The 26,861-nt window shown below is 69.7% G+C and carries 25 protein-coding genes; 11 read left to right on the top strand and 14 right to left on the bottom strand.

The genetic code is table 11. The features are described 5' to 3' along the window. The first annotated feature begins 208 nt into the window (after positions 1-208). Both SNA_RS21035 and SNA_RS21030 read left to right on the top strand, forming a co-directional pair. A complete protein-coding gene (locus SNA_RS21035; RefSeq protein ID WP_030063632.1) occupies positions 209-1,039 on the top strand; it encodes an FAD binding domain-containing protein in 831 nt (276 codons plus the stop codon). Continuing rightward, positions 1,036-3,753, top strand: coding sequence for a molybdopterin-dependent oxidoreductase (locus SNA_RS21030; protein WP_030063631.1), 2,718 nt, complete (start codon positions 1,036-1,038; stop codon positions 3,751-3,753). The genes SNA_RS21035 and SNA_RS21030 overlap by 4 nt, the downstream gene beginning before the upstream one ends. A gap of 489 nt (positions 3,754-4,242) precedes the next feature. Here SNA_RS21030 and SNA_RS21025 read toward each other — a convergent pair whose 3' ends face one another. After that, positions 4,243-5,151 (bottom strand): alpha/beta fold hydrolase, encoded by a 909-nt coding sequence (locus SNA_RS21025; protein ID WP_030063630.1) that lies wholly within the window; start codon positions 5,149-5,151, stop codon positions 4,243-4,245. Positions 5,152-5,231: 80 nt separating this feature from the next. On the opposite strand from SNA_RS21025, the gene SNA_RS21020 reads away from it, so the two are divergent. Continuing rightward, complete coding sequence (locus SNA_RS21020) at positions 5,232-5,783, top strand: helix-turn-helix domain-containing protein (RefSeq protein WP_030063629.1); 552 nt, start codon at positions 5,232-5,234, stop codon at positions 5,781-5,783. A gap of 158 nt (positions 5,784-5,941) precedes the next feature. Here the strand turns inward: SNA_RS21020 and SNA_RS21015 are convergent, their stop codons facing one another. Both SNA_RS21015 and SNA_RS21010 read right to left on the bottom strand, forming a co-directional pair. Continuing rightward, complete coding sequence (locus SNA_RS21015; RefSeq protein WP_044366190.1) at positions 5,942-7,168, bottom strand: hypothetical protein; 1,227 nt, start codon at positions 7,166-7,168, stop codon at positions 5,942-5,944. 414 nt (positions 7,169-7,582) lie between these two features. Beyond that, a complete protein-coding gene (locus SNA_RS21010; RefSeq protein WP_157880025.1) occupies positions 7,583-7,864 on the bottom strand; it encodes a hypothetical protein in 282 nt (93 codons plus the stop codon). A 348-nt stretch (positions 7,865-8,212) separates the two neighbouring features. Between SNA_RS21010 and SNA_RS21005 the strand changes: the two genes are divergently transcribed. Beyond that, positions 8,213-8,467 (top strand): hypothetical protein, encoded by a 255-nt coding sequence (locus tag SNA_RS21005; RefSeq protein WP_030063623.1) that lies wholly within the window; start codon positions 8,213-8,215, stop codon positions 8,465-8,467. 161 nt (positions 8,468-8,628) lie between these two features. Further along, positions 8,629-10,197, top strand: a complete 1,569-nt coding sequence (locus SNA_RS21000) for an alpha/beta hydrolase (RefSeq protein WP_044366186.1) — start codon at positions 8,629-8,631, stop codon at positions 10,195-10,197. Positions 10,198-10,352: 155 nt separating this feature from the next. Here SNA_RS21000 and argG read toward each other — a convergent pair whose 3' ends face one another. Next, entirely contained in the window at positions 10,353-11,804 is a 1,452-nt protein-coding gene (gene argG / locus SNA_RS20995; RefSeq protein ID WP_044366185.1) for an argininosuccinate synthase, read from the bottom strand. Between the two features lie 107 nt (positions 11,805-11,911). After that, positions 11,912-12,688, bottom strand: coding sequence for a glycosyltransferase family 2 protein (locus tag SNA_RS20990; RefSeq protein ID WP_044366183.1), 777 nt, complete (start codon positions 12,686-12,688; stop codon positions 11,912-11,914). A 371-nt stretch (positions 12,689-13,059) separates the two neighbouring features. Between SNA_RS20990 and SNA_RS20985 the strand changes: the two genes are divergently transcribed. After that, a complete protein-coding gene (locus SNA_RS20985) occupies positions 13,060-14,118 on the top strand; it encodes a PQQ-binding-like beta-propeller repeat protein (protein WP_157880023.1) in 1,059 nt (352 codons plus the stop codon). A 24-nt stretch (positions 14,119-14,142) separates the two neighbouring features. Continuing rightward, on the top strand, positions 14,143-14,325 hold the full coding sequence (locus tag SNA_RS20980; protein ID WP_030063615.1) for a hypothetical protein: 183 nt from the start codon (positions 14,143-14,145) through the stop codon (positions 14,323-14,325). Positions 14,326-14,706: 381 nt separating this feature from the next. Here the strand turns inward: SNA_RS20980 and SNA_RS20975 are convergent, their stop codons facing one another. Then, positions 14,707-15,675 carry an alpha/beta fold hydrolase gene (locus SNA_RS20975; RefSeq protein WP_030063614.1) on the bottom strand — a complete coding sequence of 323 codons (969 nt, stop codon included), beginning with the start codon at positions 15,673-15,675 and terminating at the stop codon, positions 14,707-14,709. Between the two features lie 249 nt (positions 15,676-15,924). Here SNA_RS20975 and SNA_RS20970 point away from each other — a divergent pair, with 249 nt between their 5' ends. After that, on the top strand, positions 15,925-16,467 hold the full coding sequence (locus SNA_RS20970; RefSeq protein WP_030063613.1) for a GNAT family N-acetyltransferase: 543 nt from the start codon (positions 15,925-15,927) through the stop codon (positions 16,465-16,467). 3 nt (positions 16,468-16,470) lie between these two features. On the opposite strand, the gene SNA_RS20965 is transcribed toward SNA_RS20970, so the two are convergent. Next, positions 16,471-16,653, bottom strand: a complete 183-nt coding sequence (locus tag SNA_RS20965) for a hypothetical protein (protein WP_030063611.1) — start codon at positions 16,651-16,653, stop codon at positions 16,471-16,473. A 211-nt stretch (positions 16,654-16,864) separates the two neighbouring features. On the opposite strand from SNA_RS20965, the gene SNA_RS20960 reads away from it, so the two are divergent. From SNA_RS20960 to SNA_RS20950, 3 genes are all read left to right on the top strand, one after another. Continuing rightward, complete coding sequence (locus tag SNA_RS20960; RefSeq protein WP_241779764.1) at positions 16,865-17,497, top strand: hypothetical protein; 633 nt, start codon at positions 16,865-16,867, stop codon at positions 17,495-17,497. A gap of 357 nt (positions 17,498-17,854) precedes the next feature. Next, the gene (locus tag SNA_RS20955; protein ID WP_030063608.1) at positions 17,855-18,073 is read left to right on the top strand and encodes an EF-hand domain-containing protein; all 219 of its coding nucleotides are present in this window, start codon (positions 17,855-17,857) and stop codon (positions 18,071-18,073) included. 305 nt (positions 18,074-18,378) lie between these two features. Continuing rightward, on the top strand, positions 18,379-19,065 hold the full coding sequence (locus SNA_RS20950) for a phosphatase PAP2 family protein (RefSeq protein WP_030063607.1): 687 nt from the start codon (positions 18,379-18,381) through the stop codon (positions 19,063-19,065). Between the two features lie 51 nt (positions 19,066-19,116). Here the strand turns inward: SNA_RS20950 and SNA_RS20945 are convergent, their stop codons facing one another. Genes SNA_RS20945 through SNA_RS20915 form a run of 7 tightly spaced genes read right to left on the bottom strand, consistent with a single transcriptional unit; the run spans position 19,117 to position 26,861 of the window. Further along, complete coding sequence (locus tag SNA_RS20945; protein ID WP_198535104.1) at positions 19,117-20,460, bottom strand: glutamate-1-semialdehyde 2,1-aminomutase; 1,344 nt, start codon at positions 20,458-20,460, stop codon at positions 19,117-19,119. Between the two features lie 7 nt (positions 20,461-20,467). Then, on the bottom strand, positions 20,468-21,019 hold the full coding sequence (locus SNA_RS20940; protein WP_030063603.1) for a dTDP-4-dehydrorhamnose 3,5-epimerase family protein: 552 nt from the start codon (positions 21,017-21,019) through the stop codon (positions 20,468-20,470). Continuing rightward, positions 21,016-22,293, bottom strand: coding sequence for a polysaccharide pyruvyl transferase family protein (locus SNA_RS20935; protein ID WP_030063601.1), 1,278 nt, complete (start codon positions 22,291-22,293; stop codon positions 21,016-21,018). The genes SNA_RS20940 and SNA_RS20935 overlap by 4 nt, the downstream gene beginning before the upstream one ends. Beyond that, the gene (locus SNA_RS20930) at positions 22,290-23,264 is read right to left on the bottom strand and encodes a glycosyltransferase family 2 protein (protein WP_030063600.1); all 975 of its coding nucleotides are present in this window, start codon (positions 23,262-23,264) and stop codon (positions 22,290-22,292) included. The genes SNA_RS20935 and SNA_RS20930 overlap by 4 nt, the downstream gene beginning before the upstream one ends. Beyond that, positions 23,261-24,568 carry an MATE family efflux transporter gene (locus SNA_RS20925; RefSeq protein ID WP_044366178.1) on the bottom strand — a complete coding sequence of 436 codons (1,308 nt, stop codon included), beginning with the start codon at positions 24,566-24,568 and terminating at the stop codon, positions 23,261-23,263. The genes SNA_RS20930 and SNA_RS20925 overlap by 4 nt, the downstream gene beginning before the upstream one ends. Then, the gene (locus SNA_RS20920) at positions 24,565-25,848 is read right to left on the bottom strand and encodes a DUF4910 domain-containing protein (RefSeq protein ID WP_030063595.1); all 1,284 of its coding nucleotides are present in this window, start codon (positions 25,846-25,848) and stop codon (positions 24,565-24,567) included. The genes SNA_RS20925 and SNA_RS20920 overlap by 4 nt, the downstream gene beginning before the upstream one ends. Next, complete coding sequence (locus SNA_RS20915; protein WP_044366176.1) at positions 25,836-26,861, bottom strand: NAD-dependent epimerase/dehydratase family protein; 1,026 nt, start codon at positions 26,859-26,861, stop codon at positions 25,836-25,838. The genes SNA_RS20920 and SNA_RS20915 overlap by 13 nt, the downstream gene beginning before the upstream one ends.

The following is a 26,861-nucleotide window of genomic DNA, read 5'->3' as shown; positions in this document are numbered from 1 at the left end:
TTGGTGGCCCTCGGTTGGATCGTCATCCGCGTGCTGCGATAGACTGGGGCAAAAGTTTTTGTGCCCGTTGGTCGTCGCGGCTCAGTCGCCCGGAACGGTGCGGCACGGCGGCCGACATCTGCGCGGTCAGCGGGAAATGCATACCAACAGTCAACAGTCCCACGGGACAGTCGTCTTCCGTAGGTGCGTTCTTCTGTAGGTCGGTTTCATGGACCTCAACACCATCACTGAAGTCATCCGGCGACCGTCCGAGCGGCCAGGCATGGACTGGCACGAGGGCGATGCCTGGCTCGCAGGCGGAACCTGGCTCTATTCCACGGAGCAGCCGGATCTGCGACGGCTGATCGACCTGACGGCAATGCGTTGGGAGGCTCTTGTTCCGACGGGCGAGGGCTTGGAGATCAGCGCCACATGCACCATTCGCGACCTGTATGCCTTTACCTGGCCGGAGGACTGGACCGCCGAAATTCTCTTCCGGCAAAGCTGTGAGGCATTCCTGTCCTCGTTCAAGGTCTGGAACGCGGCGACCGTCGGCGGAAACATCTGTATGTCCTTGCCCGCCGGCCCGATGATCACGTTGACGGTTGCGCTGGAGGCGCAGTACGAACTGTGGGCGCCCGATGGCTCCGTACGTTACGTCGACGCCCTGGATTTCGTCACGGGCGACCACCGCAACGTACTCGCCCCCGGGGAGATCCTTCGGCGCGTCGTCATTCCGGAACACGCGCTGTGCAAACGCACGGCGCACCGCCGCTTCACGCTGACCAGGCTCGGCCGTTCGACGGTGTTCCTCGTCGGCACGCAACAACGGGGAGCCCATGACCTGTTGCTCACCATCACCGCGGGGACCACGCGGCCGGTCCGCATCGCCTTCGACTCCCTGCCCGATGTCCGAACCCTGCGGCAGAGCATCGACGACGCCGTGCCGGCCGACGTGTGGTTCGCGGACCCCAATGGGACCCCCGACCACCGTCGGCATCTGACACGGCATTTCGCCGAAGAGATCTGCCGCGAACTCACCGCTGGGGACCTGGCATGAATTACCGCGTGAACGGCAGGGAATTCGACCGGGAACCGGCCCCCGGTCAGTGTCTGCGCACGTTCCTGCGCGAACTCGGCCACTTCGGCGTCAAGAAGGGGTGCGACGCGGGCGACTGCGGCGCCTGCACGGTGTGGCTGGACGGCACACCGGTACACAGCTGCATCACCCCCGCGTTCCGCGCGGACGGCCGCGAGGTGACCACGATCGAGGGCCTGGGGCGGCCCGGCGCCCCGCATCCCATGCAGCGGCAGTTCGAGGACGCCCCGGGGTTCCAGTGCGGATTCTGCACCGCAGGGATGATCATGACGTCGGCGACCTTCACCGAGGATCAGAAGGCGGATCTGCCGCGGGCGTTGAAGGGCAACCTCTGCCGCTGCACCGGATACCGGGCGATCGAGGACGCCGTGAAGGGCGTCAGCGCGGTGGAGACGGCGGCACCGGGCAAGGCCGTCGGGACGAGCGTCGGCGCGCCCGCGGGCCACGACGTGGTGACGGGGCACGCCGAGTTCACCATGGACACACGGATCGACGGCCTGCTGCACCTCAAGGTGCTGCACTCACCCCACGCGCACGCCCGGATCCTCTCGATCGACAAGAGCGCCGCCCTCGCGGTGCCCGGCGTACACCGGGTCTACACCTGGGAAGACGTACCCCGCAGACGCTTCTCCACGGCGATCCACACCGACCACCTGGTCGACCCGGACGACACCTACATCCTCGACGACACGGTCCGCTTCGCCGGCCAGCGCGTCGCCGTGGTCCTGGCCGACACGGTCGGGGCGGCCGAAGAGGGCTGCCGGCGTCTCGTGGTCGAGTACGAGGTGCTGCCGGCGGTGTTCGACCCGGAGGCGGCGATGGCCGACGGCGCACCCCAGCTGCACGGCTCCGACGATCCGTTCGTGCGCGACCCCGTCCGCAACATCCTTGTCGAATTCCACTCGCACATCGGCGACGTCGACACGGGGTTCGCCGCGGCCGATGTGATCCATGAAGGCACGTACTTCTCACCGCGGGTGCAGCACGCGCATCTGGAGACCCACGGCTCGATTGCCTGGATGGAGGACGGCCGGCTGAACGTCCGCACCAGTTCGCAGTCACCGTCGATCGCAAAGGTCAAACTGGAGCACCTCTTCGCGCTGCGCCCGGACCAGGTGCGGGTGTTCTGCAAGCGCGTGGGCGGCGGATTCGGCGGCAAGCAGGAGGTGATCGCGGAGGACCTGGTCGCCCTTGCCACCCTGGACACCGGTCGGCCCACCTGTCTTGAGTACACCCGTGAGGAGGAGTTCACGACGGCCTCGCCACGGCATCCGATGAGCCTTACGGTCAGGCTCGGTGCGAAGGCGGACGGAACGCTCACCGCCTTCCAGGTACGCAATGTGTCGAACACGGGCGCCTACGGCAACCACGGAGGCGAAACGCTGTACGCGGGCGGAGCCGCCGTCATGATCTACCGCTGCCCCAACAAGAAGTACGACGCGTACTCCGTCTACACGAACACCGTGCCGAGCGGAGCGCTGCGAGGTTACGGGATGACGCAGCCGGCGTTCGCCGTGGAGTCGGCAATGGACGAACTGGCCCGAGCGCTGCACATCGACCCGCTGGAACTGCGCCGACGCAACATCGTGCGGCCGGGCGAGCCCCTGGTCGCCAGGCACGACGGCCCGGACGACGTGATCTTTGGTGAGAACGGACTCGCCAAGTGCATCGACCTGGTCGGCGACGCTCTGGCCCGTACGGCCGACCGGACGCCTCCCGGCCCCGAGTGGCTCGTCGGAGCCGGCGTGGCGAGTTCCCTGCACGAAACCGCGCCCCCGACGGAACACATCTCCGAGGTATGGGTCACGCTGGGCGACGATCTCCTCTACGAACTGGCCGTCGGAACCGTCGAGTTCGGAGAGGGAACGTCCACCGCTCATGTCCAGATCGCAGCCGGCCAGCTGGGCACCACGCCGTCGCGGATCCGTCTGGTGCAGTCCGACACCGACCGCACGGGATTCGACACCGGTGCCTTCGCGAGTGCGGGTCTCTTCGTGGCGGGCAACGCGGTCCTGCGGGCGGCCAATGCCGTGCGCGATCGCATCCTGGAATTCGCCGCCGCACACACGGGCGTCCATGTCGTGATGTGCACGATGGACGACGACGGTGTCGTCTGCGGGGACCGGCGGGTGTCGCTGGCCGAACTCGTCGCGCTGGCCCGGGCGCGTGGCATCCGGTTCACCGCCGCACGCAAGGCATACGGCTCGCCCCGGAGCGTCACCTCCAACACGCAGGGGTTCCGGGTCGCCGTGCACCGCGTGACGGGCGAGATACGGATCCTGCACAGCGTGCAGGCGGCGGACGCCGGAGTGATCATCAACCCGGAGCAGGTCCGGGGCCAGATCGAGGGCGGTGTCGCCCAGGGAATCGGCTTCGCGCTGACCGAGAACCACCACCTCGACGACAACGGCGTCATGGTCAATCCGAACTTCCGGAACTACCGCATCCCCACCTACGCCGACATCCCCCGTACCGAGGTCCTCCTGGTGGGCTCGGCGGATTCGGTGGGGCCCATGCGGGCGAAGGGGATGGCGGAGTGCTGTATCAACCCGGTGGCCCCCGCGCTCGCGAACGCGGTGCAGGACGCCACGGGCGTCCGCTACCGCGCGCTGCCGCTGACTCCGGAACGCATCTACGGACGGCTCCCCTCGGAGCAGTCGGTGTCGACAGGTTGAGTCACCATGAACACCGAAAAGAACGTAGCCGCCGCGGCGACGGCGATCATCGGCCGGACAGGCCGACCGAAAATACGGAGCCACGGTCACCGGGCCACGGCGAAGAGGGCCACGACGAAGGGTGCCATGTAGAGCAGCAGGAGCGCACCCGCTGTGGCCGCCGCGATGAGGACGGCCTTCATCACCTTCTCCATGGCCCGGTGATCGCGGGCGGGTCGTAGAGGAGCTTGGGGACAACTCTCGTGTTCCGTCACGGAGGTCATCCTGCTGAACGTGGTGACGGCAGGACATCCGTAGAAGTACTCACGTGCGCCGTGACCGAGCGCCTCATATGACGGGTGGCTCCTGGTGCTCGCTCTCGGTATTCGTCCCCGTGGCACGGGCGGCCTGGAGACTGGTCGGCACGGGGATCATCCGGCCGTGCAGCGACGGGTGATCTCATTCGTCGGTAGGGCGGCGACCTCGCCGCCACCCTCGGGGCCTCTGCGGTCATGTCGCCGAACTCTCCTTCTGAAGAAGGTCGTTGACCGCCTGGAGCACGGCATCCGGGCGTTCCTCATGAAGCCATCCATGTCCTGCGTCGTCGAGGATGCGGTGTTCGCCGCGCGGGGCCTCCGCGGCCAGTTCCGCGTGCAGGGCGCGCTTGCCTTCGTTGATCTCACGGAGCAGGTCTTCGGGCCAGAGGTGGGCTTGCGTGGCGTCGTGCCCCATGGCGGAGAGCACGATCAGTGGCACGTCGGGGGTGCCGGGTGCGCGCCGGAACTCGTCGGCGACCTTGTCGTAGAGGTTCTGGTTCTCCTGTGAGGCGCTCCGCCAGGTGGCGAGGTGACGTTCGATCAGCGGCCCGCGCACGGGCTCCGGCCAGGCTGCGAAGTGGGGTGCCATCTGGTCGCGGGACTGCCGTATCTGCTCCTCGGTGAGCTCCACCAGCTCCTGGTCCCGCATTTCTTTCATCATCTGCTCCAGTCTTTCCCGCGCGCGGCGGGGTGCGCGTACGACCAGGTCCTCGTGGAACGGATCGAGCAGGAGCAGACCGGCGACCTCGCCGGGGAAGCGCCTCGCGTAGTGGCGCGCGTAGGCCCCGCCCAGGGAGTGACCGGCCAGCAGGTACGGGCCGGGTACGGCGGCGGCGCGCAACAGGTCGTGCAGTTCATCGGTGACCTCGGCTGCCGTACGGGGCAGGTCGACCGGGTCGCTCCAGCCGGTGCCCGCGCGGTCGTAGAGCACGCTCCCGGTCAGTTCGGCGACACGGTTGTGGATGTTCAGGTAGTCCAGGCTCATCAGTCCGACTCCCGCCAGGAACACCACGGTCGGGCCGCTGCCACCGGAGTGGTGCAGCATCAGCTGCCGCCCGTCGATGTCGTAGCGGCGTCCCAGCGGTAGTGAGGGGTGCGGCATGGTCCACTCTCCCGTTCGTTCGACGTCACAGTCATTGTTCTTAACTTTGAGAACAGTATCAGTCATGAGAATGTAGACCCATGGATACGGTCGAACTGCTTCTGCACCCGGTACGGCTGCGCATCGTGCACGCCATGTCCGGCGGGCGGACGCTCACCACGTCCCAGGTGTGCGCGCTGCTGCCCGACGTGTCGAAGGCCACCGTCTACCGGCACGTCGGGCTGCTGGCCGACGGCGGCCTCCTGGAAGTGGTGGGTGAGGAGCGGGTACGCGGCGCCGTCGAGCGCCGGTACCGGCTGCGCGGGGAGCGGGCGGTGATCGACGCCGACACCGCGGCGTCGGTGTCGGTGGAGGATCACCGGCGCGTGTTCGCCATCGCCATGGCCACGCTGCTGGCCGAGTTCAATGCCTACCTCGACCGGGACGGCGCCGACCCGACCGCCGACCTGGTGGGCTACCGCCAGCACGCGCTCTGGCTCAGCCCGGACGAACTCGCCGAGCTGATCGGTGAGATGCGCGACGTGCTCCTCTCCCGGCTGGGAAACAAGCCGTCAGCAGAACGCACCCGCCACCTGCTCAGCCCGATCGTGTTTCCCGCCGAGGGTCCGTCAACGACCGACGAGAGGCCCTAAGGGCAATACCGGTGATGTAGAGAGTCCGCAGACTGGGGGGCATTCCACCGCTGCCGTGCTCTACCCGGCGCCAGCCCGCCTGGCATCAGCAGCTTCGCTGCTGACTTGCCTCCCGTAGCGACCCAGCTGCTGCATCACTCAACCGCCGGGGGCGGTGGTCATGGTGAGGGCAGGCTGTTCAGCCGCTCCAGCATCCTCTGGATGGAGGTCAGCGCGCCGGGTTGCCGTCCCGGTACCTGGCGGCGCAGGGCGATGAGTCGGGGTGCGAGGGCGCGGGCGGCGATGGCGTCGCGCATCTGCATCCACTGATGGTGGGCCCCGTCGACGCTCGTCTCGACATCGTAGGCGTCGGTTGCCTGGTGGAGCACGCTCAGGCGGGTTTCGGCGGCTCGCAGCCACAGCTCACAGCTGCGACCGGGCTCTTGGGCGACGGAGGCCAAGAAGGCTCTGACCTCGACCCAGTGCACGGCGGCGAAGGTGTCGGCCCCGTACGTCTGCACGGCGTACCGCTCGGCGGCGGCCGCCAGCTCGGCGGCCTCGTAGTGCCGGCCGGCCTTCGAGGCGGCGGCGATCCGCTCATGCGGGTCGCCCTCGGCGGGGAGGGCGGCATCGCTGGGCAGGCAGGCGGGCGGGACGCCCTGCTGCGCCTGCTGTGGTGGTGGAGGAGCAGGAGCGGGGATCGTCACTGCCGCTGGATTTCCGGGCGGCAGAGGGACGTTCGCGCCGACTGCGGTCGGCATGGGGCCGAGGACGAGAGCGGTCTGTGCGATGTCGGCACGGCGGAGGGCCTCGTGGTGCAGCTCCTCGTCGCCGGGGTGGTGGCCGCTGCGCAGGATCTGGGCCAGGGACTGCGCGTAGCGGGGCTGGGCGGTGCGTCGGCGTCCCGGGGGCGGTGGGGCGATGACGCCGTACACATGGGCGCCTCCGAAGGAGAGTGGCTTGTCGCCGAGCAGCTGCCAGACCTCCGCATCGGCGATCAAGTCAACGTGGACCGTGGTGGCGCGAGGGCGGCGTTGTTGCAGCGCCTGGACGAGCCAGGCCCATGGCAGGGCGGTGTAGCGGACGGTCTGGGGTGTGGTGCGGGCCAGCGCGAGGTGGATCTGCCGCTGTCGGCGGTCGAGCTGGAGCTGGCCGACGAGCACGACGGTCAACGGGCCCTCGGTGGCGGCGGCACCCCGGATGCGGGTCAGCACGGCCTGCGGGTCGGTGGGATCGGCCAGTTCGATGAGCGTGGTGGTGGCAGCGGAGCCCGTCCACGCGGCAGGCCGCACCGCCGCCAGCGCGGGAATCACCCTGCTCGTGTCCACGAGCGCACCCTTGCCTGCCGGGGCGGCCGTCAGCAGCAGCGCGGTTCCCGGTCGTCCTTGTGCCCCGTCGATCTGCACATACGCACGTTATCCGCTGCTTCGGACACGATGCGGCCACTTCAGGGACAAGTTTCGACGAGAGGTGCATCGGAGCCCGGCGCTCCGCGCCTGCCGCACGTGGTGTGTACGTCCTCGTCATTTGCCCCTGGTGCACGGGCGAATTGCCCCTGCACACCGACCCCGACGAGCCGCCGAAGGTGACGTGTTCGACGGGCCCTAGCTGCACCGCCCCGTATCTCGCGACCAGCTCGGCATGGACCCTCCCGCCGGCGACCAGCGGGAGATGTCCGTGCACCTCCTCGACGAGGCATCTACGACTGTGCGTGACCATACAGACCGGTTGCGATGCAGCCACCGCCCCCGACCTGTCCCATAGGGATAGCGCCGGAAGTCCTCACCGTCGCACTTGCGACAGCTAGACCAAGCTCGTGATCAGTGCTCCTCGTTGTGATCGTAGTGATCGTGGTGATCGTTGTGGTGCTTGCAGTACCAGGGGCTCCAGTGACCTGGGAACCAGACCCAGTGACCGTGAACCCAGCGCCAGTGGCCCTTCTCCCAGTGGCACTTGTAGTGATGGTTGACCGTCGAGATGCTGGTGGTCGAGGGTGCGGGGGCCGCTGTGGCCCCGCCCGCCGTACCGACCGCCGCGCCGCCCGCCAGCAGGGCACCAGCTGCTGCCAGTGCCAACGAGCGCCTCATACGTCGCGCTTGCATGGGCTACACCTCATTCTCGTCTGCGCGACCCCCGAGGAGGTCCCCGCTGGCCGAGAAGACCGGCCGAAGGTGGCACCGTCGTCGCGCTGCCTACACTTCCAGGGTAGACATTCACCCGAATGGAGCAACGCGGGGCGCCACCGCAGGCGGCGCGGGTGTCGTCCGTGGGCCAACCGGCGATCTCGGGCACCCGCCGCCGTATGACAGATGTGCGCGCCGCTGTACGGCACGGGGGGCACCGCCCGACCAGACGCGAGACCGTCAGACGCTCGTGTTTCAGACACTCGTTTCAGACACTCGGTCGCGTGAATTCCCGCCGTTCGACGAACCATGGCGGTCGGCCGGTGCGTGCCCGACGACATGACCGACACCGCACCATGGGCCGGCCCCGGCATCGTCCGCGTGGCCATCACCGCCGACGACCTCGCCACGGCCCGCGCCGCCGCCGCACGCATCGCAACTCTGTGGGATTCGAGGGGAGATGAACGCGGACAGCTCCCCGAGGAAGACGCGAGCGCGCGCCTCTGCGCCGACGGTCTGTCCGCCCACGCACCCGCCCACGCACCCGCCCATCCACCAGCCCAGGCGACAGCCGAGTCGTAGCCGCGGCGGATCATGCGACGGCACAGGTCAGACCCGCGGCGGCAAGGAGGCCGGCGGCGGGGTGGCACTGGTACCACCCCGGGTACGGAAGGTGACTTCATTGATCGCCGCGTCTGCGCAAACCAGTATCGAGGGCACCGATATTCCTCAAGGGGGAACCAATGCCCATATCCGGAAAATCCATACGCTGGGCGACCGTCGCCGCAGCCGTACTCCTCACGGCAGGAGCCCTTCCCGTCGCGAACGCGCTCAGCGTCACGGCCGCACACCCCTCCGGTTCAGGGGCGGTGCGTACTCCGGCGCGCTATCTGAACCAGCATCTCGACTGGCAGCCCTGTGCCTCCGGTGCGCTGGAATGCGCGGCCATGGCCGTGCCACGAGACTGGCACCATCCGGAACAGGGCCCCCGCCTGACCGTGGAAGTCTCTCGGCACCGGGCTACCGATACCGCCAAGCGGCGCGGTGTGCTGATGATGGCCGCCGGCGGCCCCGGAGCCTCCGGGCTCAAGCGGCCCGCACATCTGGCACATTACGCACCCGGCCTCGCCGCCACCTACGACATCGTCAGTTTCGACCAGCGGGGCGTCGGTAGCAGCACCAAGGTCACCTGCGCCGACCAGTCGACCGTCGACACCTACTTCTCCGGCGACAAACGCGACCGCTCCGCCCACACCCTCCGCACGACGTTCGCCCGAGCGCGCGCCTTCGTCCGCGACTGCCAACGCCACTCGCACGACCTGCTGCCCTACATCACCACCGAGCAGGCCGTCCACGACATGGACCTCTACCGAGCCCTTCTCGGGGCCGACACGATCTCCTACTACGGCCCGTCCTACGCCACCGTCCTCGGTGCCTCCTACGCGACCGCGTTCCCCCACCGCGTGGCGCGTATGGTCCTCGACAGCAACGTCGACTACACCGGCACCTGGCAGTCGTTCATGGAAGGCCAACCGTTCAGCTTCCAACGCCGATTCGACGAGGACTTCCTCCCCTGGCTGGCGAAGAACGACGGCGCCTACCACCAAGGGCGCACGCCCGCGCAGACCAGGGCATCCTTCGAGCGTCTGCGGGCCGGGCTGCACGCACACCCACTGGTCCTCGACGGGACGACCATCACCCCCGATCACCTGGACACCCTCGCCGGCAACGCCATCTACCAGGCCGACCCGGGCTTCAAGAACCTCGCCACCGCCCTGACCGTCCTCGAACACCCCGATACCGCACCACCTGCCGTCAAGCAGACCCTCGCCAAGGCATTGGCGCACCCCGTGGACGCGGGCTTCGCGGCGGACTTCTTCTCCGTCACCTGCAACGACACGCCCTGGAACCGCAGCACCGCCTACTGGATCGCACAGAGCGACCGCGCCACGCGCGACCATCCGCTGGTGGGGGCCCGCATGTTGGCCTACTCCGCGGTCTGCGCCGCCTGGCCGCGCTCCACCGCACCGCGCCTCCACGTCACCGGCCGCGACCTGCCCCCCGTCCTCATGCTGAACTCCGTACACGATCCCGCCACTTACTACGAGGGCGCACTGCGCGACCACCGGGCCCTGCCCACCTCGCGCCTGGTGACGGTCGTCGGCGGCGGCGACCACGGACAGTTCCAGAACCACAACGCCTGCGTCGACAACCTGGTCGAGGGCTACCTCGTCAACGGAACCATCCCGCCCACCGACACCACCTGCGCCGCCAACCCGCTCCCGGTGCCGAGCGCGGCTGCCCGGGGGTGACGAGGCCCGGTATGGCTGCCACGTCGGCCCCCGCGGGGTCACCGTGAACACCGGCACCGGGCAAGCAGAAAGGCAGGCTCGACGCCCTTGGGGCCGAGCCTGCCTTTCGTGTGGTGCCTTCCCGGGATGACGAGCGTTCGGCTGCGCCGGGCCGATCAGTCCGTGCCGGATTCCATTGCGGCGCGGTCCAGCAGCGCGTCGTCGGAGGTTTCGCCGCGGGAGGCGATGGCCTCGGCGCCGCCCTCCGGCATCTCCGGCATGGTGCTGATCAGCCCCGTCGCGGCCGCCTGGGCGGCGCCGATGGCGGGGCTGCCGGTGCCGATGAGGCCGAGGCCGGCGTACTGCTCCAGCTTGGCGCGCGAGTCGGCGATGTCGAGGTTGCGCATGGTGAGCTGGCCGATCCGGTCCACCGGGCCGAACGCCGAGTCCTCGGTGCGCTCCATCGACAGCTTGTCCGGGTGGTAGCTGAAAGCAGGACCGGTTGTGTCGAGGATCGAGTAGTCCTCACCGCGCCGCAGCCGCAGCGTCACCTCACCGGTGACGGCAGCGCCGACCCACCGCTGCAACGACTCGCGGACCATGAGCGCCTGCGGGTCCAGCCAGCGGCCCTCGTACATCAGCCGGCCCAGGCGCCGGCCCTCGTTGTGGTACTGGGCGAGGGTGTCCTCGTTGTGGATCGCATTGACCAATCGCTCGTACGCGGCGTGCAGCAGGGCCATGCCGGGCGCCTCGTAGATGCCGCGGCTCTTGGCCTCGATGATCCGGTTCTCGATCTGGTCCGACATGCCCATGCCGTGGCGGCCGCCGATGGCGTTCGCCTCCACCACGAGGTCGACGGCGGAGGTGAACTCCTTGCCGTTGATCGTCACCGGGCGGCCCTGCTCGAAGCCGATGGTGACGTCCTCGGCGGCGATCTCCACCGCCGGGTCCCAGAACCGCACACCCATGATCGGCTCGACGGTCTCGACACCCGTGTTCAGGTGCTCGAGGGTCTTGGCCTCGTGCGTGGCGCCCCAGATGTTGGCGTCGGTGGAGTACGCCTTCTCCGCGCTGTCGCGGTAGGGCAGGTCGTGGGCGAGGAGCCACTCGGACATTTCCTTGCGGCCGCCGAGCTCGGTCACGAAGGCGGCGTCCAGCCAGGGCTTGTAGATCCGCAGATGCGGGTTGGCCAGCAGGCCGTAGCGGTAGAACCGCTCGATGTCGTTGCCCTTGAACGTCGAGCCGTCGCCCCAGATCTGCACGTCGTCCTCGAGCATCGCCCGCACCAGGAGGGTGCCCGTGACGGCGCGGCCGAGCGGCGTGGTGTTGAAGTAGGCGCGCCCACCCGAGCGGATGTGGAACGCCCCGCAGGTGAGCGCGGCCAGACCCTCTTCGACCAGCGCTGCGCGGCAGTCGACCAGGCGCGCGATCTCGGCACCGTAGGTCTTCGCGCGGCCGGGCACCGAGGCGATGTCGGGCTCGTCGTACTGACCGATGTCGGCGGTGTAGGTGCACGGGACGGCGCCTCTGTCGCGCATCCATGCGACCGCGACCGAGGTGTCGAGTCCGCCGGAGAAGGCGATGCCGACACGCTCGCCGGCGGGGAGGGAAGTGAGAACCTTAGACACAGGAAGAGTATGCATTGGTAAGCATGGCCATGCAAGCGTGGTTCCCGCATGGTCGTCGAGGTCGGTCGGAGCGCGGCTTCGCAGCCCCCGCGCACTTCGGCGACGGGCTACCCGCTCACCTCCATCTGGGACGCGCGTCCGTGCTGGTGTACCTGCGGCCACTTCCAGCCCGACTCCCGCAGGGCGGTGGCGCGTTGGACGAGCGCGTCGGTCCGCGTGGCCGCTTCGGCCGGCTCCCAGTAGCGATGGGACGCGGTCGTCTGGTCGGGATGCTTGCGGTAGAAGACGCTCGGCTCTGCTATGAATTCACCGGGTGCCACGGCCTCGGCGGCAAGGAGCAGCGCAACCGTCTCGGCCCCGGACAGTGCCTGCCAGCCGCCGAGCGCCATCACCAGGCGACGGTGAGCGGCGAATGTGGTCGCCTGGACGGACAGACGTCGCTCCAGCACCTCGCGGTAGAAGAGGGCGGGTTCCAAGGGGCCGCCCGGAGGGTCGTACGGACCCGGTGCCGTGGTCCCGTCCTCGTGGAGGTCGATGCAGGCGGATACGCACCACGGCACACGTTCCAGGGTCTCGATGTCCCGCTCCAGCGCGCCCGGAAGCAGTACGTCATCGGCGTCCAGCGTCCGGATCAGATCTCCCGTCGCGCGGGCGAGGGCGTGTGTGCGGGTCACCGCTATGCGCGCTCGCAGTCCTGTCCCGAAGGTGATCCTGGGGTCGCTGGGCAGGTTCTTCGCGGGGATCCCCGAGGTGCCGTCCTCTTGCACGCACCATTCCCATTGCCAGTCATCGGGGAGCTTTTGTTCGCGAAGGGATTCATAGGTGTCACCGATGAAGTGGTGGCCGCCTTCGTGAACGGCGGTGATGACGCTGATGGTTCGCATGGTCGGGTCCTGTCGGAGAGGGATGAGCCCGCCGTGATCATGACATGAACCCCTAGCCGATGCTTACTCTCGGTACTCAGCGCGTTCGCCCGGTTACGGACCTGAAGGGGGGCCCTCCCCAACGACCTGCACCGAAAGGTGACAGGGGTGGCGCCAACGAGAACTGGCGCTACCTGAATGTCACCCACCGTGTTGCTGCGGCGTCGCGCCGTGGTGCGGGCCTGCCCCGTGGGTTCTTCGCGCGTCGGCAGGCCGATGCACAGTGAGCGCAACCGTAGGCCCCGGTAAGAGAGTCCTTCCTCGGCAGGCGCGTTGATCACGGGGAAGGGTTACTGGGGATGAGTCGTAGCGGCGTGCGGAACATACGCTTCATGCGGGCGGCAGCGGGTGGGGCGGTCGTCACATTGCTGGTCGCGGGAGGCACCGCATGCGGGGGTGACACACAATCGCAGCCGCAGACTTCCACCGGCCAGAACCAGCAGAAGCAGCGCAAGGCGTACGATCCGGCGACGAAGTTCGCATCGAGTGGGCCGCGGCTTCCCAAGGCGGTGCTGCTCGACGTCGAGGACTCCACCACGAAAACCCTCGCCGCTCCGCACGTCACACTGCGGGGCGGTACAGCATGGGCCGCGACGTCACAGAGGCTTCTCGCCATCGACCCCGAAACCGGACGGGGGCGGGCGACATTCAGGCCCGAGGGAGAGTCGACCGAGTACAACGCCAGGGCCGACGGGGGGCGTCTCGACATCGTGGCGCCGCAGACCGTCACTGTGGGCGGCCGGCACCTGGTCGTGCAGAGCTTCGGCATCACGGTCCGCGGTCAGGGCACCACGCCCGCCCACAGCGCGATCGAGATCGTGGCCGCCGACGCGGACGCCGTACGACCGGCGTGGCGCCATGTGGTGGAGCTGCCCAAGGAGTTCGCGGACTTGGCGGGGTCGTCGATCAGCACGGCCGTGGTCGGTGTCCAGGGCGCCACTGCGGTGGTGAGGGTGAAGGACAAAGACAAGGCGGGTGTCGTGGCGATCGACCTCGCCGCACGCAAGGTTGTCTGGGGCGAGCGGCATTTCACCCCCGTGGCGGTCGCCGCCGGCCAGGTCGTCGGCCTGGTGTCGACGGGCTCCTGGTCACCCGAGAGCCTTCAGGCACGGGCCGTGCGGGACGGTGCCACGGCATGGACGAAGGCGACAGAGGACGGAACGGCTGTCGCCGCCGGGCCCGGACTGGTCCTGGTGCAGGGACTGAAGGGCAAGCCTTTCGGCAACGTCACCGCCGTCGTGATCGCCTCGGGCAAAGAGCTGAGTTTCCGGGCCCCGTCGGGCCACGGTGCGCCGGCTCAGTGTCAGTACGACCGGCGGTCCGTGGTGGTCTGTGCGAGCGGTGGAGCGGAAGCCTTCGGTATGGACCCGCACACCGCGAAGGTGCTGTGAGCGCTGCCGGACAGTTCGGGGCGGGTGGCGCCCAAGGTGACCGGTGCCTGGCACGGCATGGTCTACGGCGAGACGGAACAGAACGGTCCGGCGGTTCTGGATGCCCTTACCGGCAAGGACAAGGAGGCCTCATCCGGCGCGGCACCGTACTGGACCGACGGCCGTTACGCCGTCACCGACAACAAGATTGTGCCGGTCCGGGGCTGAACGCCGATTCAGGCGACCCGACGTGGGGGAGTCCCTGTCCTCGCACGCATGTGGCCGGTGGCTCCCTCAGGCAGTGGTGTCTGCTGCTGACGTTCGTTCTCCCTGCCGCAGAAAAGGATGAACCAAAGGCGTGGGGCGCCCTGGCCTGTCGGCTGTCCGTGGAGCAGGATGCGCCTGCCCTGGTAGCCGCCGTCGGCCGGCAACAGCCGGTGCCGCAGGCGCAGTTGGCGCCGGAGACTGGTGGAGGCCCGGCAACCGGCAACCGGCCATCGCGGTTGCCGGGCGCCGGCTTGCCGAGCACGATGACCAAGCGGCTGTCTCCTTCACCGAGGTGCTCGACCACCTGCGAGACAGACCTGGAAGCGGCCTGGTGGACCGACCTCAGCCCCGCAGTTCCGTCAGGAACTCGACCAGTGCGGCGTTCACCTCCTGCGGCCGCTCCTGCTGGGTCCAGTGGCCGCAGCCCGGCAGCACGATCGGCTCCCGGCGCAGGTTGGGCATCAACTCCGGAAGCCTGGCGATGAGTTCGGACGTACCGGGGAACGCCGGGACCAGGTCGCGGTCGCCGTACATGTACAGCGCGGGCGTGCTGACGACCGCACCGTGCAAGGCGGCGGTCAGCTCCCAGTTGCGGTCCAGGTTGCGGTACCAGTTCAGGGCGCCGGTGAAGCCCTTGGTGTAGCTCGCGGTGAGTTCGTCCAGGTCTTCCTCGGTGAGCCAGTCCGGCAGTACCTCGGGGTCGGTCATGTCCGCGAGCCAGCCCCGCGCAGGGTCGGCCACCAGGGCCTGGTCCGGGCGTCCGGCGCCGGGGGCGTCACCGGAGGCGGAGTAGAACAGCTTGCGCAGGGCGGTGCGGGCGTCCTTGGCGAACTCGGCGTCGGCGACCCCGGGCTGGTTGAAGTAGTTCCAGTAGAACCGTCCACCGAACCGCTCCTGCATGGCCGCGAGCGGCGGGTGCACACCGCGGAAGGGCGGCGGCACGCTCAGCCCGGCCACCCCGCGGACCACATCGGGCCGCAGCAGCGCGGTGTGCCAGGCCACCGGTGCGCCCCAGTCGTGCCCGACGACGAACGCCTGCTTCTCGCCCAGAGCGTGGATCAGCCCTATGACGTCCCCGACGAGGTGGAGGATGCTGTACGCGTCCACGTCCTCCGGGTGGTCGCTGCGGCCGTATCCGCGCTGGTCGGGGGCGACCACACGGAACCCGGCGGCGGCCAGCGGGGCGAACTGGTGGCGCCAGGAGTGCCAGGACTCGGGGAAGCCGTGCAGCAGCACGACGAGCGGCCCCGTGCCCTCCTCCGCGATGTGCAGCCGGATACCGTTCACGTCGATCATGCGATGCTCAACCATGGGGCGAGCATACGCCTGTAGGATGCACCCAATTGCCTTGCTGCTGTTACTCCTTGCCGCGTAGGGCCCGCAACTCCGTGAGCATCGGTCCTGGGCGTCCGGCGCGTCCGGCGTCGGCCGACGCCGTATTTTTTACGGCGGGCGTTCGAGCGCGCCTTCAACCCTGAGTTCCCCGGAAAACTTCCGGTGAGCCGATGACTGCCCCGGTTATCCTGCCTCGTCCTGAACAGACCAGGGAGGCCACCCAGCATGAGCAGCACCACGTCATCCTTCCCCGCGCGGATCGAGCTCACGGGGGAGGGTCTCGTCCTGCGCGACTGGACGGAGGCGGACCTGGCCGCGATGCCCGAGCTGTTCGACCACCCCGACATCGCGTACTGGACGCCGATCGTCTCCCCTTTCGACGAAGCTGCCGCCCGCGCACGGCTGGCCCGGGACCGTCAGCTGCGGGCGGAGGGCACGGCCATCCTGCTCGCCATCACCGTCGACGGCGGCGCACCACTCGGCGAGGTGATGCTGCGGCGCGCCCCCGAGGGCACCGAGCTCGGCTACGCGGTCGGCCCGGCGCACCGCGGACAGGGGCTGGCGGCGCGGGCTGTGCGGGTCATGGCTGCGTATGCCTTCGAGCAGCTGGGCGTGGAGCGCGTGATCGTGGAGCTGGAGGCCGAAAACGACGCCAGCGTCGCGGTGGCCACCCAAACGGGCTTCAGCCTGCTCGACGTGCCGCTGATCAAGGGTGAGGAGAAGGGGCGGCCCTACGCCCTGCAGACGTGGGGCTTGGACCGTACCTGATCCTCAGCCGGTGCGGCCGCGCACTTCCGGCGCGATGTCCGGCTTCGGGGCTGTCCTGGATCGTCTTCGAGGGGTGCGGATGCCGATGTGTCCGTCGGGGCGGACGAGGACGAGTTCGCCCGGGGTGGCGGCGTAGGCGCTGCGGGCGTGACCGTCGGTGTCGGTGAGGTCGTTGCCGATGGCCACGCCGTGGACTGCGGGGTGGGGCTCCTGGGGGCCGGCGGCCTGGGCCTCGATGGTGATGCCGGTGCGTTGGGCCGCGCTGCGCAGGCGCGTCGGTGAACCGGCGAGGCCCTCATAATGGGCGACAACGGTTTGATCGTGGGGGCGAATCAGTGTGAACCAAGATGACGAGCGCCGCCATCTCCTCGTGCGCGCCCAGGGTGCCCGGTCTCCCTTGCACGAGCTGTATGCGGGGTTGTCCGAGGAGGGCGGCGACCACTACACCAGCAGCGTTCCTGTCGATGATCCCGACGTGGATCTCCCTGAGGACTTGGCGCGCGGGCTGGTCTCCTGGTCCACAGCCCGCCCGCCCGGCGGGTTCGCCTCCCGCCCCCCGCTGCGCAAGCATGTCAAGCAGGGCTTGACGCTCGCCCAGGCGGTGGCGAAGCATCTCGGACCCGCGTGGGTGGTGCGCTACTGGGATGAGCAGCACCACGCGGCGAAGTTCGCGTGCTGGGGATGTCAGCGCCTGCACTGGACCCTCGACGCGCATGGCGATCCGCCGCATCCTCTCCACATCGTCGTCGAGGGCGAGTACAAGTGGTTTCCGCTCCGTGCGGAAGGCTTCGGAGACTTCGCCCCGGACGATCCGGCCGCCGCCCTTGGGTTGTCGGACGAGCTGATCGATGACCTGCACGGGTGGTCGGCGGACTTCGACGCCAACATGGAGCTGTACCTGAAGGAGCGCGACGAGGACAGGGACGACGCCCGGCGAAGGGAACTGGACCGTCGGGGCGAGGAGCTGGCCGAACGCGTCGCGCGCGAACTCGGGCCGGGAAGGACCGTGACGTACGCGGGGCTGGCCTAGATGAATGGGTTCGTTCGATGTGACGGGTTGCCGGAAGCACAAGATCGGTACGGCAGTTCGGGAGGATTCATAGCGGTCTACGGCATGGTGGCCGCCGGTTACGAGGGGATGCGGGAGGAGTTCGCGGCCTTTCGCGGCCTTTCGCGGCCGAGGAGCACGCGCCGGGCGCGCAGCTGGTGGTGGACCGGGCCGGCGCTTCAGTCCTGCCCCTCTTTTTCCGGGCTCCGGCCGGGTGTTGGCGGGCCCGTACGCAACGAGATCGGTCCGCAACAGCTAGGCAGGTTGGGCGCGTCCGCGTTGCTGAGGGTGGACCGATAATCTGGGCCCGTCAGCGAAGATCGCAGAAGGGTGGAGCATATGGCAGACATCGTGGAGACGGCGGCGCGCAAGGTCTTCGAGCGCTACGACATCGACGGGGACGGCCAGGTCACTGCGGACGAGTACCGGAAGGTCGTGGCGGAGTTGGAGGGGGCGGAGATAACCGAGTCGCAGGCCCAGGAGCTGATCGACTCGCTGGACACCAACGGCGACCGCCAGATGTCCTTCGAGGAGTTCTGGGCGGCCATGAATGGCTGACACAGCCGGGTCCGGCACCTGAACCTGCCGGACCCGGTTCGTCACCCCCCGATTCCAGGAGCGGATTTTGGTTAGGGTGACAAGTAGAGGCTGGTCGGATTCGACGGGGGGGGGCTCGCGTTGGATCGCCTGGTCGGAGCGGACCTGGGAGTCGGTCCAGCCCCTTTTGTGCTTGACGGGTTTGTCATCTTGCTCGGTCCAGCCGCGCAGCCCGTACAGGGTGGCGACGTAAGCCCGCAACGCCCGACGCTGCGTACGGCAGACAAGAAGGTCGCTACCGCAGGTCGACCGGACCTGGTGGGCGTGTGACCGGCCGACGGGCGCCCGCGGTGCTGCCTCCATCGCTGCGCTCATCGCTCGGGATGATCGCGGCCCTCGCCGCGCTGGTGGTCGTCGTGATCGGGGTCATGTATGCCGACCACAGCCGGCCCGGCAGGGTGGACACGTGGATCATCCGTCCGACGGCGGACAGTGTGCGGCCGCCGTGGCGGCACCTCGCTCTGGCCACGGACTTCCTGGGGGAGCCCGCCGGAGCGGTGACGCTGGTCGTGGTCGCCGTGACGGGCTGTCTGCTGCTTCGGCGTCTTCGCGCAGTGGTGCTCGCCGTTGCCGGGGTCGGTGCCGCCGTGGGGGCGACGACGCTGATCAAGCACCTGGTGGGACGTACCATCCACGGTGACGGCAACCTGTCCTACCCGAGTGGGCACACCGCCTTCGCCACCGCGTTTGCCCTCGTGGTGGCGTTGCTCGTGACCGGCCGGCTCGGCCTCGGCAGGACGGCCGGCACGTTACTCGTGCTCGGCGCGGCGCTGGTTGCCGGCGGCGCCATGGGCTGGGCGCAGGTTGCCCTGGGCGCGCACTACCCGACCGACGTCCTCGGCGGTTGGTGCACCGCGCTGGCGGTGATACCGACGACCGCGTGGCTGGTCGATCGGGTGGCTGACCTGTGGGTCGGTCAGATGGCCAACGTCGGTCGGGGGGAGCTTCGCTGACATCACGTCATGTGATGCCGCTCCCTCACATCGCGTCACATCACCGTCTCTTCACGCCAGGCGGCGGAATACGGGCTTCACCGGTCGTCCGGCCAGCCAGGGGGTGGGGTCGGCGGCGTCCAGTGCCTTCCGGTACACCGCACATGCCTGGGCCACCGCATCGATGGTGCGGTCGATGTCGGCGTCGTCGAGCGCGCTGCTCACGACGAAGGACGGGGCCAGCACCCCGCCGGCGAGGAGTCGGCGCAGGAACAGGGTGCGGTACTGCTGCGACGGCTGCCGGTTCTCGTCGAGGGTGGCGAAGACCAGGTTGCTGGCCCGGCCCCGGACGACGATGTGGTCGCCGACGCCCATGGCGGCCGCGGCCTCGCGGACACCGGCCGCCAACTGCTCGCCGAGAGCGTGCAGTTGGGCGGTGATGCCCTCCTCGGCGTAGGTGCTCTGCACGGCCATCGCGGCTGCCAGGGAGTGCGTTTCCGCACCGTGTGTGGTGGACAGCAGGAACACCCGGTCGTGGGAGTGACGCAGCCCGCCCCGCTCCATCAGGTCGCGGCGTCCGGCCAGCGCGGATACGGCGAACCCGTTGCCCAGCGCCTTGCCGAACGTGGAGAGGTCGGGGGCGACGCCGTAGAGGCCCTGGGCGCCCGCCTCGGACCAGCGGAGGCCGGTGATCATCTCGTCGAAGACCAGTACGCAGCCGTATCGGTCGGCCAGTTCGCGCAGCCCTGCGAGGTACCCGGGCGGAGGCTCGGTGTGGGTGGCGGGTTCGAGGATCAGGCAGGCGATTTCGTCCTGGTACCGGGTCAGCAGTTCCTCCGTGGCGGCCAGGTCCCCGTATGGGAAGGACACGGTGAGCTCGGTGGTCGCCGTCGGAATACCGGCGGACATCGGGGTGGTGCCGATGAACCAGTCGTCGGTGGAGAAGAAGGGGTGGTCGGCGCAGAGGGCCACCCGCGGGCGCCCGGTGGCCGCGCGGGCGAGGCGCACCGCGGCGGTGGTGGCGTCGGATCCGTTCTTCGCGAACTTCACCATCTCGGCGGTCGGTACCGTGGCCAGGAAGCGTTCCGCGGCCTCGACCTCCACGATGGACGGCCGGACGAAGTTGCTGCCGCGGTCGAGTTCCCGCCGCACCGCCTCGATCACGCGTGGGTGGGCGTGGCCGAGGCTGACCGACCGCAGGCCGGAGCCGTACTCGATGTAGCGGTTGCCGTCGATGTCCCATACGTGGGCACCGCGGCCGTGGCTGATGACCGGGGCCAGGTCCTCGGGGTACTGGTCGTCGCCCTTGGCGTAGGTGTGCGCACCCCCGGGGATCAGGGCGTGCAGCCGCTCGTTCGCCTGCCGCGACCGGGGGAGGGGGAACTCGCCGGTGTCTGCGGTCTCTTCGATGTTCACGTCGACCTCACCTTTCCACTTGCTTCAGGACCTCGGCGAGGCTCGGCGCCTCCCGGTCCCGCTGGGACGTCAGGGTTACCGGCAGCGGCCAGGGAATGGCGAGCTCCGGGTCGTCGAAGGCGATCGTCACGTCCTCGGCCGGATCGTGCCGGCGGTCGATCCGGTACGAGGTGTCGGCGGTTTCGGTCAGCGCCTGGAAGCCGTGCGCGCACCCCGCCGGGATGTAGACGGTCGCCTGCGTCTCGTCGGACAGCTTGAAGAAGGCCCGGCCCAGGTACGTCGGGGAGTCCGTCCGCAGGTCCACGACGACGTCGAAGATCCTCCCGTACGAGCACCGCACCAGCTTGGCCTCGCCGGCGCCGGAGCGCAGGTGCAGGCCGCGCAGCACGCCCCGGACCGAGCGGGACATGCTGTCCTGGACGAAGGCGTCCGGGTCTAGGCCCACCGAGCGGACCACGTCGGCGTCGAAGGTGCGGCAGAACAAGCCGCGCTCGTCGGCGTACGGTGTCGGCTCGAACAGGTACGCACCGGCGATCTCCGGGACTTCGGTCGCTTTCATGGAGCCTCCCGCAGGGTGTGGGTGTGGGCGTGGTCGGCCGCCGGGAACAGGGCCGCGGTCAGGGCGGTGAACTGGTGCTCCAGGCGCCGGACGGCGGCCAGGTTCCGCTCGGTGAGGGTCTGCCGCAGCTCGGCCGATCGCTTCTCCAGCGCCCGGAACTGCTCCAGCAGCCGGTCGGCGTCGACCTCGCGCGCCGGGTGGCAGTACGCGCCGAACCCCATCTGCGCCATGAGCGCGTCGCTCTTCGCCGCATAGCTGAGGGCGAGCACCGGCGTGCCGGTCTTCAGCGCGCAGATCAGGTTGTGGTACCGGACCGCCACCACGGTGTCGGCAGCTGCCATCTCCTTCATCAGGTCGGCCAGTGCGGCCGGTTCGGCGGCGGTGACCAGCGGCGAGTTGACCGCGTCGAGGATCGCGACGACCACCGACGCATCGCACGCGTCCCCGGTGAGCAGCCGGACCGGCCTGCCCTCCTCGACCAGCGTGCGGACGAACCGGATCGTCCCGTCGAGGTAGCGCCGGTGGATCTCCTCGGCCCGGGCGCGGTCGTCGTTGCCGCCGTGGAAGTCCATGACGCCGACGCAGACCGGGCCGGGTGGGCCCGAGGGCGCTTCCCCAAGCTCTCCGACAAGCTCCGAGCAGGGGTTACCCCATTCCTGCTGCGTCGACAGGGAGAAGGCGAGGTCCGGGTAGACCTCGTCGCGCGAAGTGTCCACGCCCATCGCCCCCATCGCCTCGCGGGACGGGGCGTCCCGGTACGACCGGTACGCGGCCAGCCGGGCCGACCAGCGCACCAGGGCCCGGGTCGGCCGGTTGCCGATCTCGGCGGCGCCGACGCTGACCAGCGCGACCCGGGTGCCGAACAGCCGCCCGCTCGCGCACAGCAGGAACAGCGAGTACGGGAAGCCCCACGGCCGCAGCGGCAGGGTGGCCTCCAGTACGCCCATGCCCGGCACGATCACCACGTCGTGCCGGCGCACCCAGGCGGCGGTGCGGAAGACGTCGACGAGTTTGCCCAGGCCCTTCGACACGATCGCGCTCGCACGGGATGCGGTCCGGTACTCCCCGCGGTACCAGTGCAGCCGCGTCGCGGGGATCCCGAACCGGGTCGTCACGACCTCGGGTCCGCCGCACAGCGCGTCCACCACCGCCTCCGGGTGTTGGGCGCGGAGGTAGCCGAGCACGGCTTCGAGCGATCCGTCGTTGCCGAGGTTGCCGGAGCCGAGCAGGCCGAACACCCCGACGCGTACCGGGGTTTCGTCCGCGGACGTCATGCCTGCCCCCCTTCGCGACCTTCGCGCCCTTCGCGACCTTCGCGACCGGCGACGACGGCGTCGACGGAGACCGTGAGCCCGGCCGGGTCGACCGGGGCGCGGTCCTCGACCCGCTCGCCGGCGCCCGGCCGGACCCGGCTGGTCATCCATGCGGCCAGGTGGCGGTAGCACGCGCGCCGGTCGGCCGGGGACAACGGCGCCCGCCGGATCGCCGAGGCGAAGCCCCAGAGGTACTCGGCGAGCAGCCGGGGCGTCGGGTGCAGCGGGCCCGCCCGGCGCGGATCCAGGTTGACGCACCGGGAGCGCTTGGACGGGTTCGCCCGCTCGGCGCGGGTGGGGTGGTCGCGGCGGAAGTACAGCAGCTCCGGCACCTGGTGGAAGCGCCCGTGCAGGGCGATCTCGGCGACGAATGTGCGGTCCGCGTGGTGGTAGCTGTCCATCGGCTTCACCCGGCGGAGCACGTCGGCCCGGATCACCCCGTAGAAGTCGTCACCGCCGGGCTCGAACAGCATGCTGCGGAAGCGCTCCGGCGGGTGCGGTGAGTCGGTGGCGAGCGTGTACTCGTACGGGACCTTCACCTGGCCGTCGCCGTCGATCACCGCCTGGTCGGCGTGCGCGAGGATCACGTCCGGCCGCTCGTCCAGCGCCTGGACGCAGCAACGCAGCAGATCCCGGGCGTAAAGGTCGTCGTGCGAGGCCCACTTGAACAGCTCGCCGCGGCACTCGGCGAACACCCGGTTGTGGTTCGGCGTGGCGCCGACGTTCCGGGGCAGCCGGAGGTACCGGATGCGCGCGTCCTGCGCGGCGTATGTGCGGCAGATGTCCTCGGTCCCGTCGGTCGAGGCGTTGTCGGAGATGACCAGCTCGAAGTCCTCGTAGGTCTGGCCGAGCAGCGCGTCCAGCGACTCGGCCAGATACTCCTCGCCGTTGTACACGGGCAGGCCGATGCTCAGCCTGGGTTGGGCGGTCATGGCGTCCTCACTTCGCGGATGGGGTCTTGGTGGTGCTCGTGCAGGGCGGAGCGCAGGTGCAGCCACCACACGGCCGAGCCGCTGACGGTCGCGGTGGCGACGCCCCAGGCCGAGCCGACGGTGCCGGCGACGGCCGCCCCGCCGAGCCCGCCGCCGACATAGCAAGCGGAGGCGAACAGCTGGGAGCGCAGGCTGCGCCGGGCCGCGCCGAGTGCACGCAGCCCGGCCGCCGCGCCGGTGCCGAGGCCGGCGCCCGCGACGCCGAGGGCGACCGGCACGATGAGCTGTGAGGAGGAGTGCCAGACGCCGCCGAGCACGAACTCGCCGAGCCGGTCCGGCACCAGCAGCAGCGCCCCGCCCCAGAGCAGCGCGCCGACGGCCTGCCCGCCACCCAACAGGAGACAGAACGTGCCGAGCCGGTGCGGGGCCCGCCGGAGAACCCGTGCCGCCTCCGGGACGGTGACCAGCGAAAGCCCCATCAGCACGGCGAGGAACGGGCCGAGCAGGAGCTCGGCGCCCCGCACCGCGCCCACCGCGCCGACCCCGATGATCGCGCCGAGCCCGTACGCCCGCAGCTGGCTCGCGCCGCTGAGGCTGACGTTCTCGACCAGATACCGGTGGCCGAGGTCGCGGTGCTCGCGAAGCCACTCGCGTGCTCCGGTCAACCGGGGCCTGATCCCGGACTGGAAGCAGCCGTACGCGGCGGCCACCGCGGCGGAGGCTCCCCAGGCGAGCACGAAGGCGGCCACGCTGCCCACGCGGGCCGCCACGACCATGCCAGGGACGAGCGCGACGCCCCACACGAGGTCGTTGACGAACGCCTTCCGCCCGGTGCCGGCGGCGAAGAACGCGAACCGCCAGGCGTCCTGCAACAGCAGCCCCGGCAGCAGGACGCCGAGACAGGCGAACGCGGACCCCACGCGGCCGCCGAGCGCGAGGCCGACCATCAGACACGCCGCGCCACCGGCGGCACCGACGCCGAGCGCGGTACCCGACGACCGGGCCACCGCCCCGCGCCAGGACGCGTCCGATACGCCGCTGAAGCGCACCACGAGCGGGTCGGTGGCCAGCCCGCGGGAGACGTTGAGCACCACGCCGTACGTCACCCAGGCGAGGCTGAACACGCCGAACGCGGTCACCCCCAGCGAGCGGGCCACGTAGATCCCCACCGCGAAGTTGCTGATGCTGGAGGCCGCCTGGTCGGCCAGTCCCCAGGACAGCCGGCCGACGAGGGCCCGCTTGGCGGATCCGGCCGGTGGCGCCGTTGTCCGCGGATTCTCCCCCTCGGTGCGCATCGGCGTCATGCCTTGATCAGCCCGGCGCCGTGCAGGGCGCCGGCCGCGACGGCGACGGTGTCGAACGGCAGCCCGGACCGCTCGGCGACATCCAGCAGACCGTGCTCGCCGTCGGAGAGGCTGAGCACCCAGAGCATGGCCATCTGGGCCTGCTTGGTGTCGCTGCGGCCGCCGAGCGCGTCGTACAACCCGCGTCGGCCCAGCTGTGGTTCGCCGCAGGGGCTCAGGTTGACGTACCGCCGGTTGCGGTCGAGCACGGCGAATGCCTCGCGGCAGACGGCGAGCGTGTCCGCCATCGCCTCCGGGGAGACGAAGTCCAGGTTGTCCGCCGAGGTGTGGTACTCGGGGTAGCCGGCGTACGGGGTCCGGCTGAGCGAGCCCACACCCAGATCGAATCCGGGCGAGCAGAACTGCCGCTCGTCGTAGCCGTACGGAGTGAACTCGTTGACCTGGTGCGGACGTTCGGAGGCGGCCAGCACATGCCGCATCACCCGGTCGATCTCCGCGTCGCCGCGCCTGCTCTGCTTGTACGTCAACCGGCCCGGGTCGCCTGCGCAGGCCAGCACCAGGCCGTGCTGCACCCGGTCGATCCGCTCCGTGTTGCGGGCCAGCCAGGTGATCGCCCCGATGGTGCCGGGCGCGAAGAGGAACCGGTAGGTGTAGTACGGCGTCTGCTCCGCCAGCGTTCGGGCCAGGAACGTCGCCACTGCGATGCCGGCCAGGTTGTCGTTGGCCAGCGACGGATGACAGACATGGCAGGAGACGATCACCTCGTCGGGTACCTGCCCGGGGATCACGTGCTCGGCGTAGGTGAGGTGGCCGTCGGCGAGGGTGGAGTCGATGCGGACCTCGTAGTCGCCGTCCGGCAGCGCGTCCAAGGTCTCCTGGGCCAGGCAGAACCCCCATTCCGGCTTGTAGTAGCTGGTGCGGTACGGCACCCAGGACGGGTGGTCCGGCAGGGTGTGCAGGTGTTCTCGCAGCTCGGCGAGCGGCATGGTCGCCGACACCGGCACGCTGTAGCCGAGCACGTGCAGGCTGGACGCGGCGAAGTCGACGACCCGGTGGCCGGCGGGGTCGGCGATGTACGCGTCCCGGATGTTCCACTCCTGCGGCACCGTCCAGTCGAGCACCTGGGTCCCGGTCGGCACCTCGTGCACGTGCAGCGGGATGTGCTCGCCGACGATGTCCAGGGTGGCGCGCACACCGTCGCCGGTGATGCTCCGGCAGAGCGGGTACAGCCGCTCCACCAGGGCGTACATCTCCTCGCCGTGCTCGGTCACCGGCGCCACCGCAGGGTGTCGTCGACGGTGCCGGCGTCGGACGCCGCGCGCAGCACGGCGAGGCGTGTGAAGCGCTGCTCGAAGTCCTCCCGGGTCAGAGCGAACTTGCGGTAGGTGTCGGCGAGTTCAAGCGCTCCCCGCTTCACCGTCCACTCGCAGTCGAAGCCGGGGATCGCGGTGCGGAAGGCGGAGAAGTCCACCCGGTACGAGCGCGGATCGGCACCGTTCTCCCCGGTGATCTTCACCTTCGCGCCGGACACCGCCTCGGCGACCTGCTCGGCGATCTCGGCGACCGTGACGTTGTTCGTCTCGCTGCCGATGTTGAACGCCCGGTCGTGGACAGCCTCCTGAGGGGCCGTCAATGCAGCCGCGAAGGCCCGTGCGATGTCGGCGGCGTGCACCAGCGGGCGCCACGGGGTGCCGTCCGAGAGTACGAGGACCTCGCCGGACAGCAGCGCGTGGCCCACCAGGTTGTTCAGCACGATGTCGGCGCGCAGCCGGGGCGAGTAGCCGAAGGCGGTGGCGTTGCGCATGAACACCGGGGTGAAGTCGCCGTCGGACAGCGCGTGCAGGTCGTCCTCCACCCGCACCTTGGACTCCGCGTACGGCGTCACCGGGCGCAGCGGGGCGTCCTCGGCCACCAGGTCGTCACCGCCGGCGGCGCCGTAGACCGAGCAGATGGACGCGTACAGGAAGCGCCGTACCCCGGCGTCGCGTGCCAGCCGGGCAAGGCGTACCGACGCGTGGTGGTTGATGTCGTAGGTGAGCTCCGGGGCCAGCGATCCCAGCGGGTCGTTGGAGAGCGCGGCCAGGTGGATCACGGCGTCGACCCCGGCCACGTGTTCCGCCGTGACGTCACGCAGGTCCACCCGATGCCCCTGCGGGTCCGCGGGCGCCGGGCCAAGAACGCAGTCGGCGAACAGGCCGGCGTCAAGACCGACGACCTCGTGCCCGGCGGCAGCAAGGACCGGGGCCATCACGGTGCCCAAGTAGCCCTGGTGTCCGGTCAGTAGTACGCGCAA

This window comes from Streptomyces natalensis ATCC 27448, from assembly GCF_000935125.1.
Taxonomy (GTDB): Bacteria; Actinomycetota; Actinomycetes; order Streptomycetales; family Streptomycetaceae; genus Streptomyces; species Streptomyces natalensis.
This window is presented reverse-complemented; position numbering and strand designations above follow the sequence as displayed.

What these genes read in the sequence shown, in the direction of transcription:
- SNA_RS20940 (WP_030063603.1), bottom strand. Translation starts at nt 21,019, where the DNA reads ATGAAAGCGACCGAAGTCCCGGAGATCGCCGGTGCGTACCTGTTCGAG.
- SNA_RS20930 (WP_030063600.1), bottom strand. Translation starts at nt 23,264, where the DNA reads ATGACCGCCCAACCCAGGCTGAGCATCGGCCTGCCCGTGTACAACGGC.
- SNA_RS21030 (WP_030063631.1), top strand. Translation starts at nt 1,036, where the DNA reads ATGAATTACCGCGTGAACGGCAGGGAATTCGACCGGGAACCGGCCCCC.
- SNA_RS20970 (WP_030063613.1), top strand. Translation starts at nt 15,925, where the DNA reads ATGAGCAGCACCACGTCATCCTTCCCCGCGCGGATCGAGCTCACGGGG.
- SNA_RS21035 (WP_030063632.1), top strand. Translation starts at nt 209, where the DNA reads ATGGACCTCAACACCATCACTGAAGTCATCCGGCGACCGTCCGAGCGG.
- SNA_RS20935 (WP_030063601.1), bottom strand. Translation starts at nt 22,293, where the DNA reads ATGACGTCCGCGGACGAAACCCCGGTACGCGTCGGGGTGTTCGGCCTG.
- SNA_RS20990 (WP_044366183.1), bottom strand. Translation starts at nt 12,688, where the DNA reads ATGCGAACCATCAGCGTCATCACCGCCGTTCACGAAGGCGGCCACCAC.
- SNA_RS20955 (WP_030063608.1), top strand. Translation starts at nt 17,855, where the DNA reads ATGGCAGACATCGTGGAGACGGCGGCGCGCAAGGTCTTCGAGCGCTAC.
- SNA_RS20925 (WP_044366178.1), bottom strand. Translation starts at nt 24,568, where the DNA reads ATGACGCCGATGCGCACCGAGGGGGAGAATCCGCGGACAACGGCGCCA.
- SNA_RS20975 (WP_030063614.1), bottom strand. Translation starts at nt 15,675, where the DNA reads ATGGTTGAGCATCGCATGATCGACGTGAACGGTATCCGGCTGCACATC.
- SNA_RS20985 (WP_157880023.1), top strand. Translation starts at nt 13,060, where the DNA reads ATGCGGGCGGCAGCGGGTGGGGCGGTCGTCACATTGCTGGTCGCGGGA.
- SNA_RS21010 (WP_157880025.1), bottom strand. Translation starts at nt 7,864, where the DNA reads ATGCAAGCGCGACGTATGAGGCGCTCGTTGGCACTGGCAGCAGCTGGT.
- SNA_RS21000 (WP_044366186.1), top strand. Translation starts at nt 8,629, where the DNA reads ATGCCCATATCCGGAAAATCCATACGCTGGGCGACCGTCGCCGCAGCC.
- SNA_RS21025 (WP_030063630.1), bottom strand. Translation starts at nt 5,151, where the DNA reads ATGCCGCACCCCTCACTACCGCTGGGACGCCGCTACGACATCGACGGG.
- SNA_RS21020 (WP_030063629.1), top strand. Translation starts at nt 5,232, where the DNA reads ATGGATACGGTCGAACTGCTTCTGCACCCGGTACGGCTGCGCATCGTG.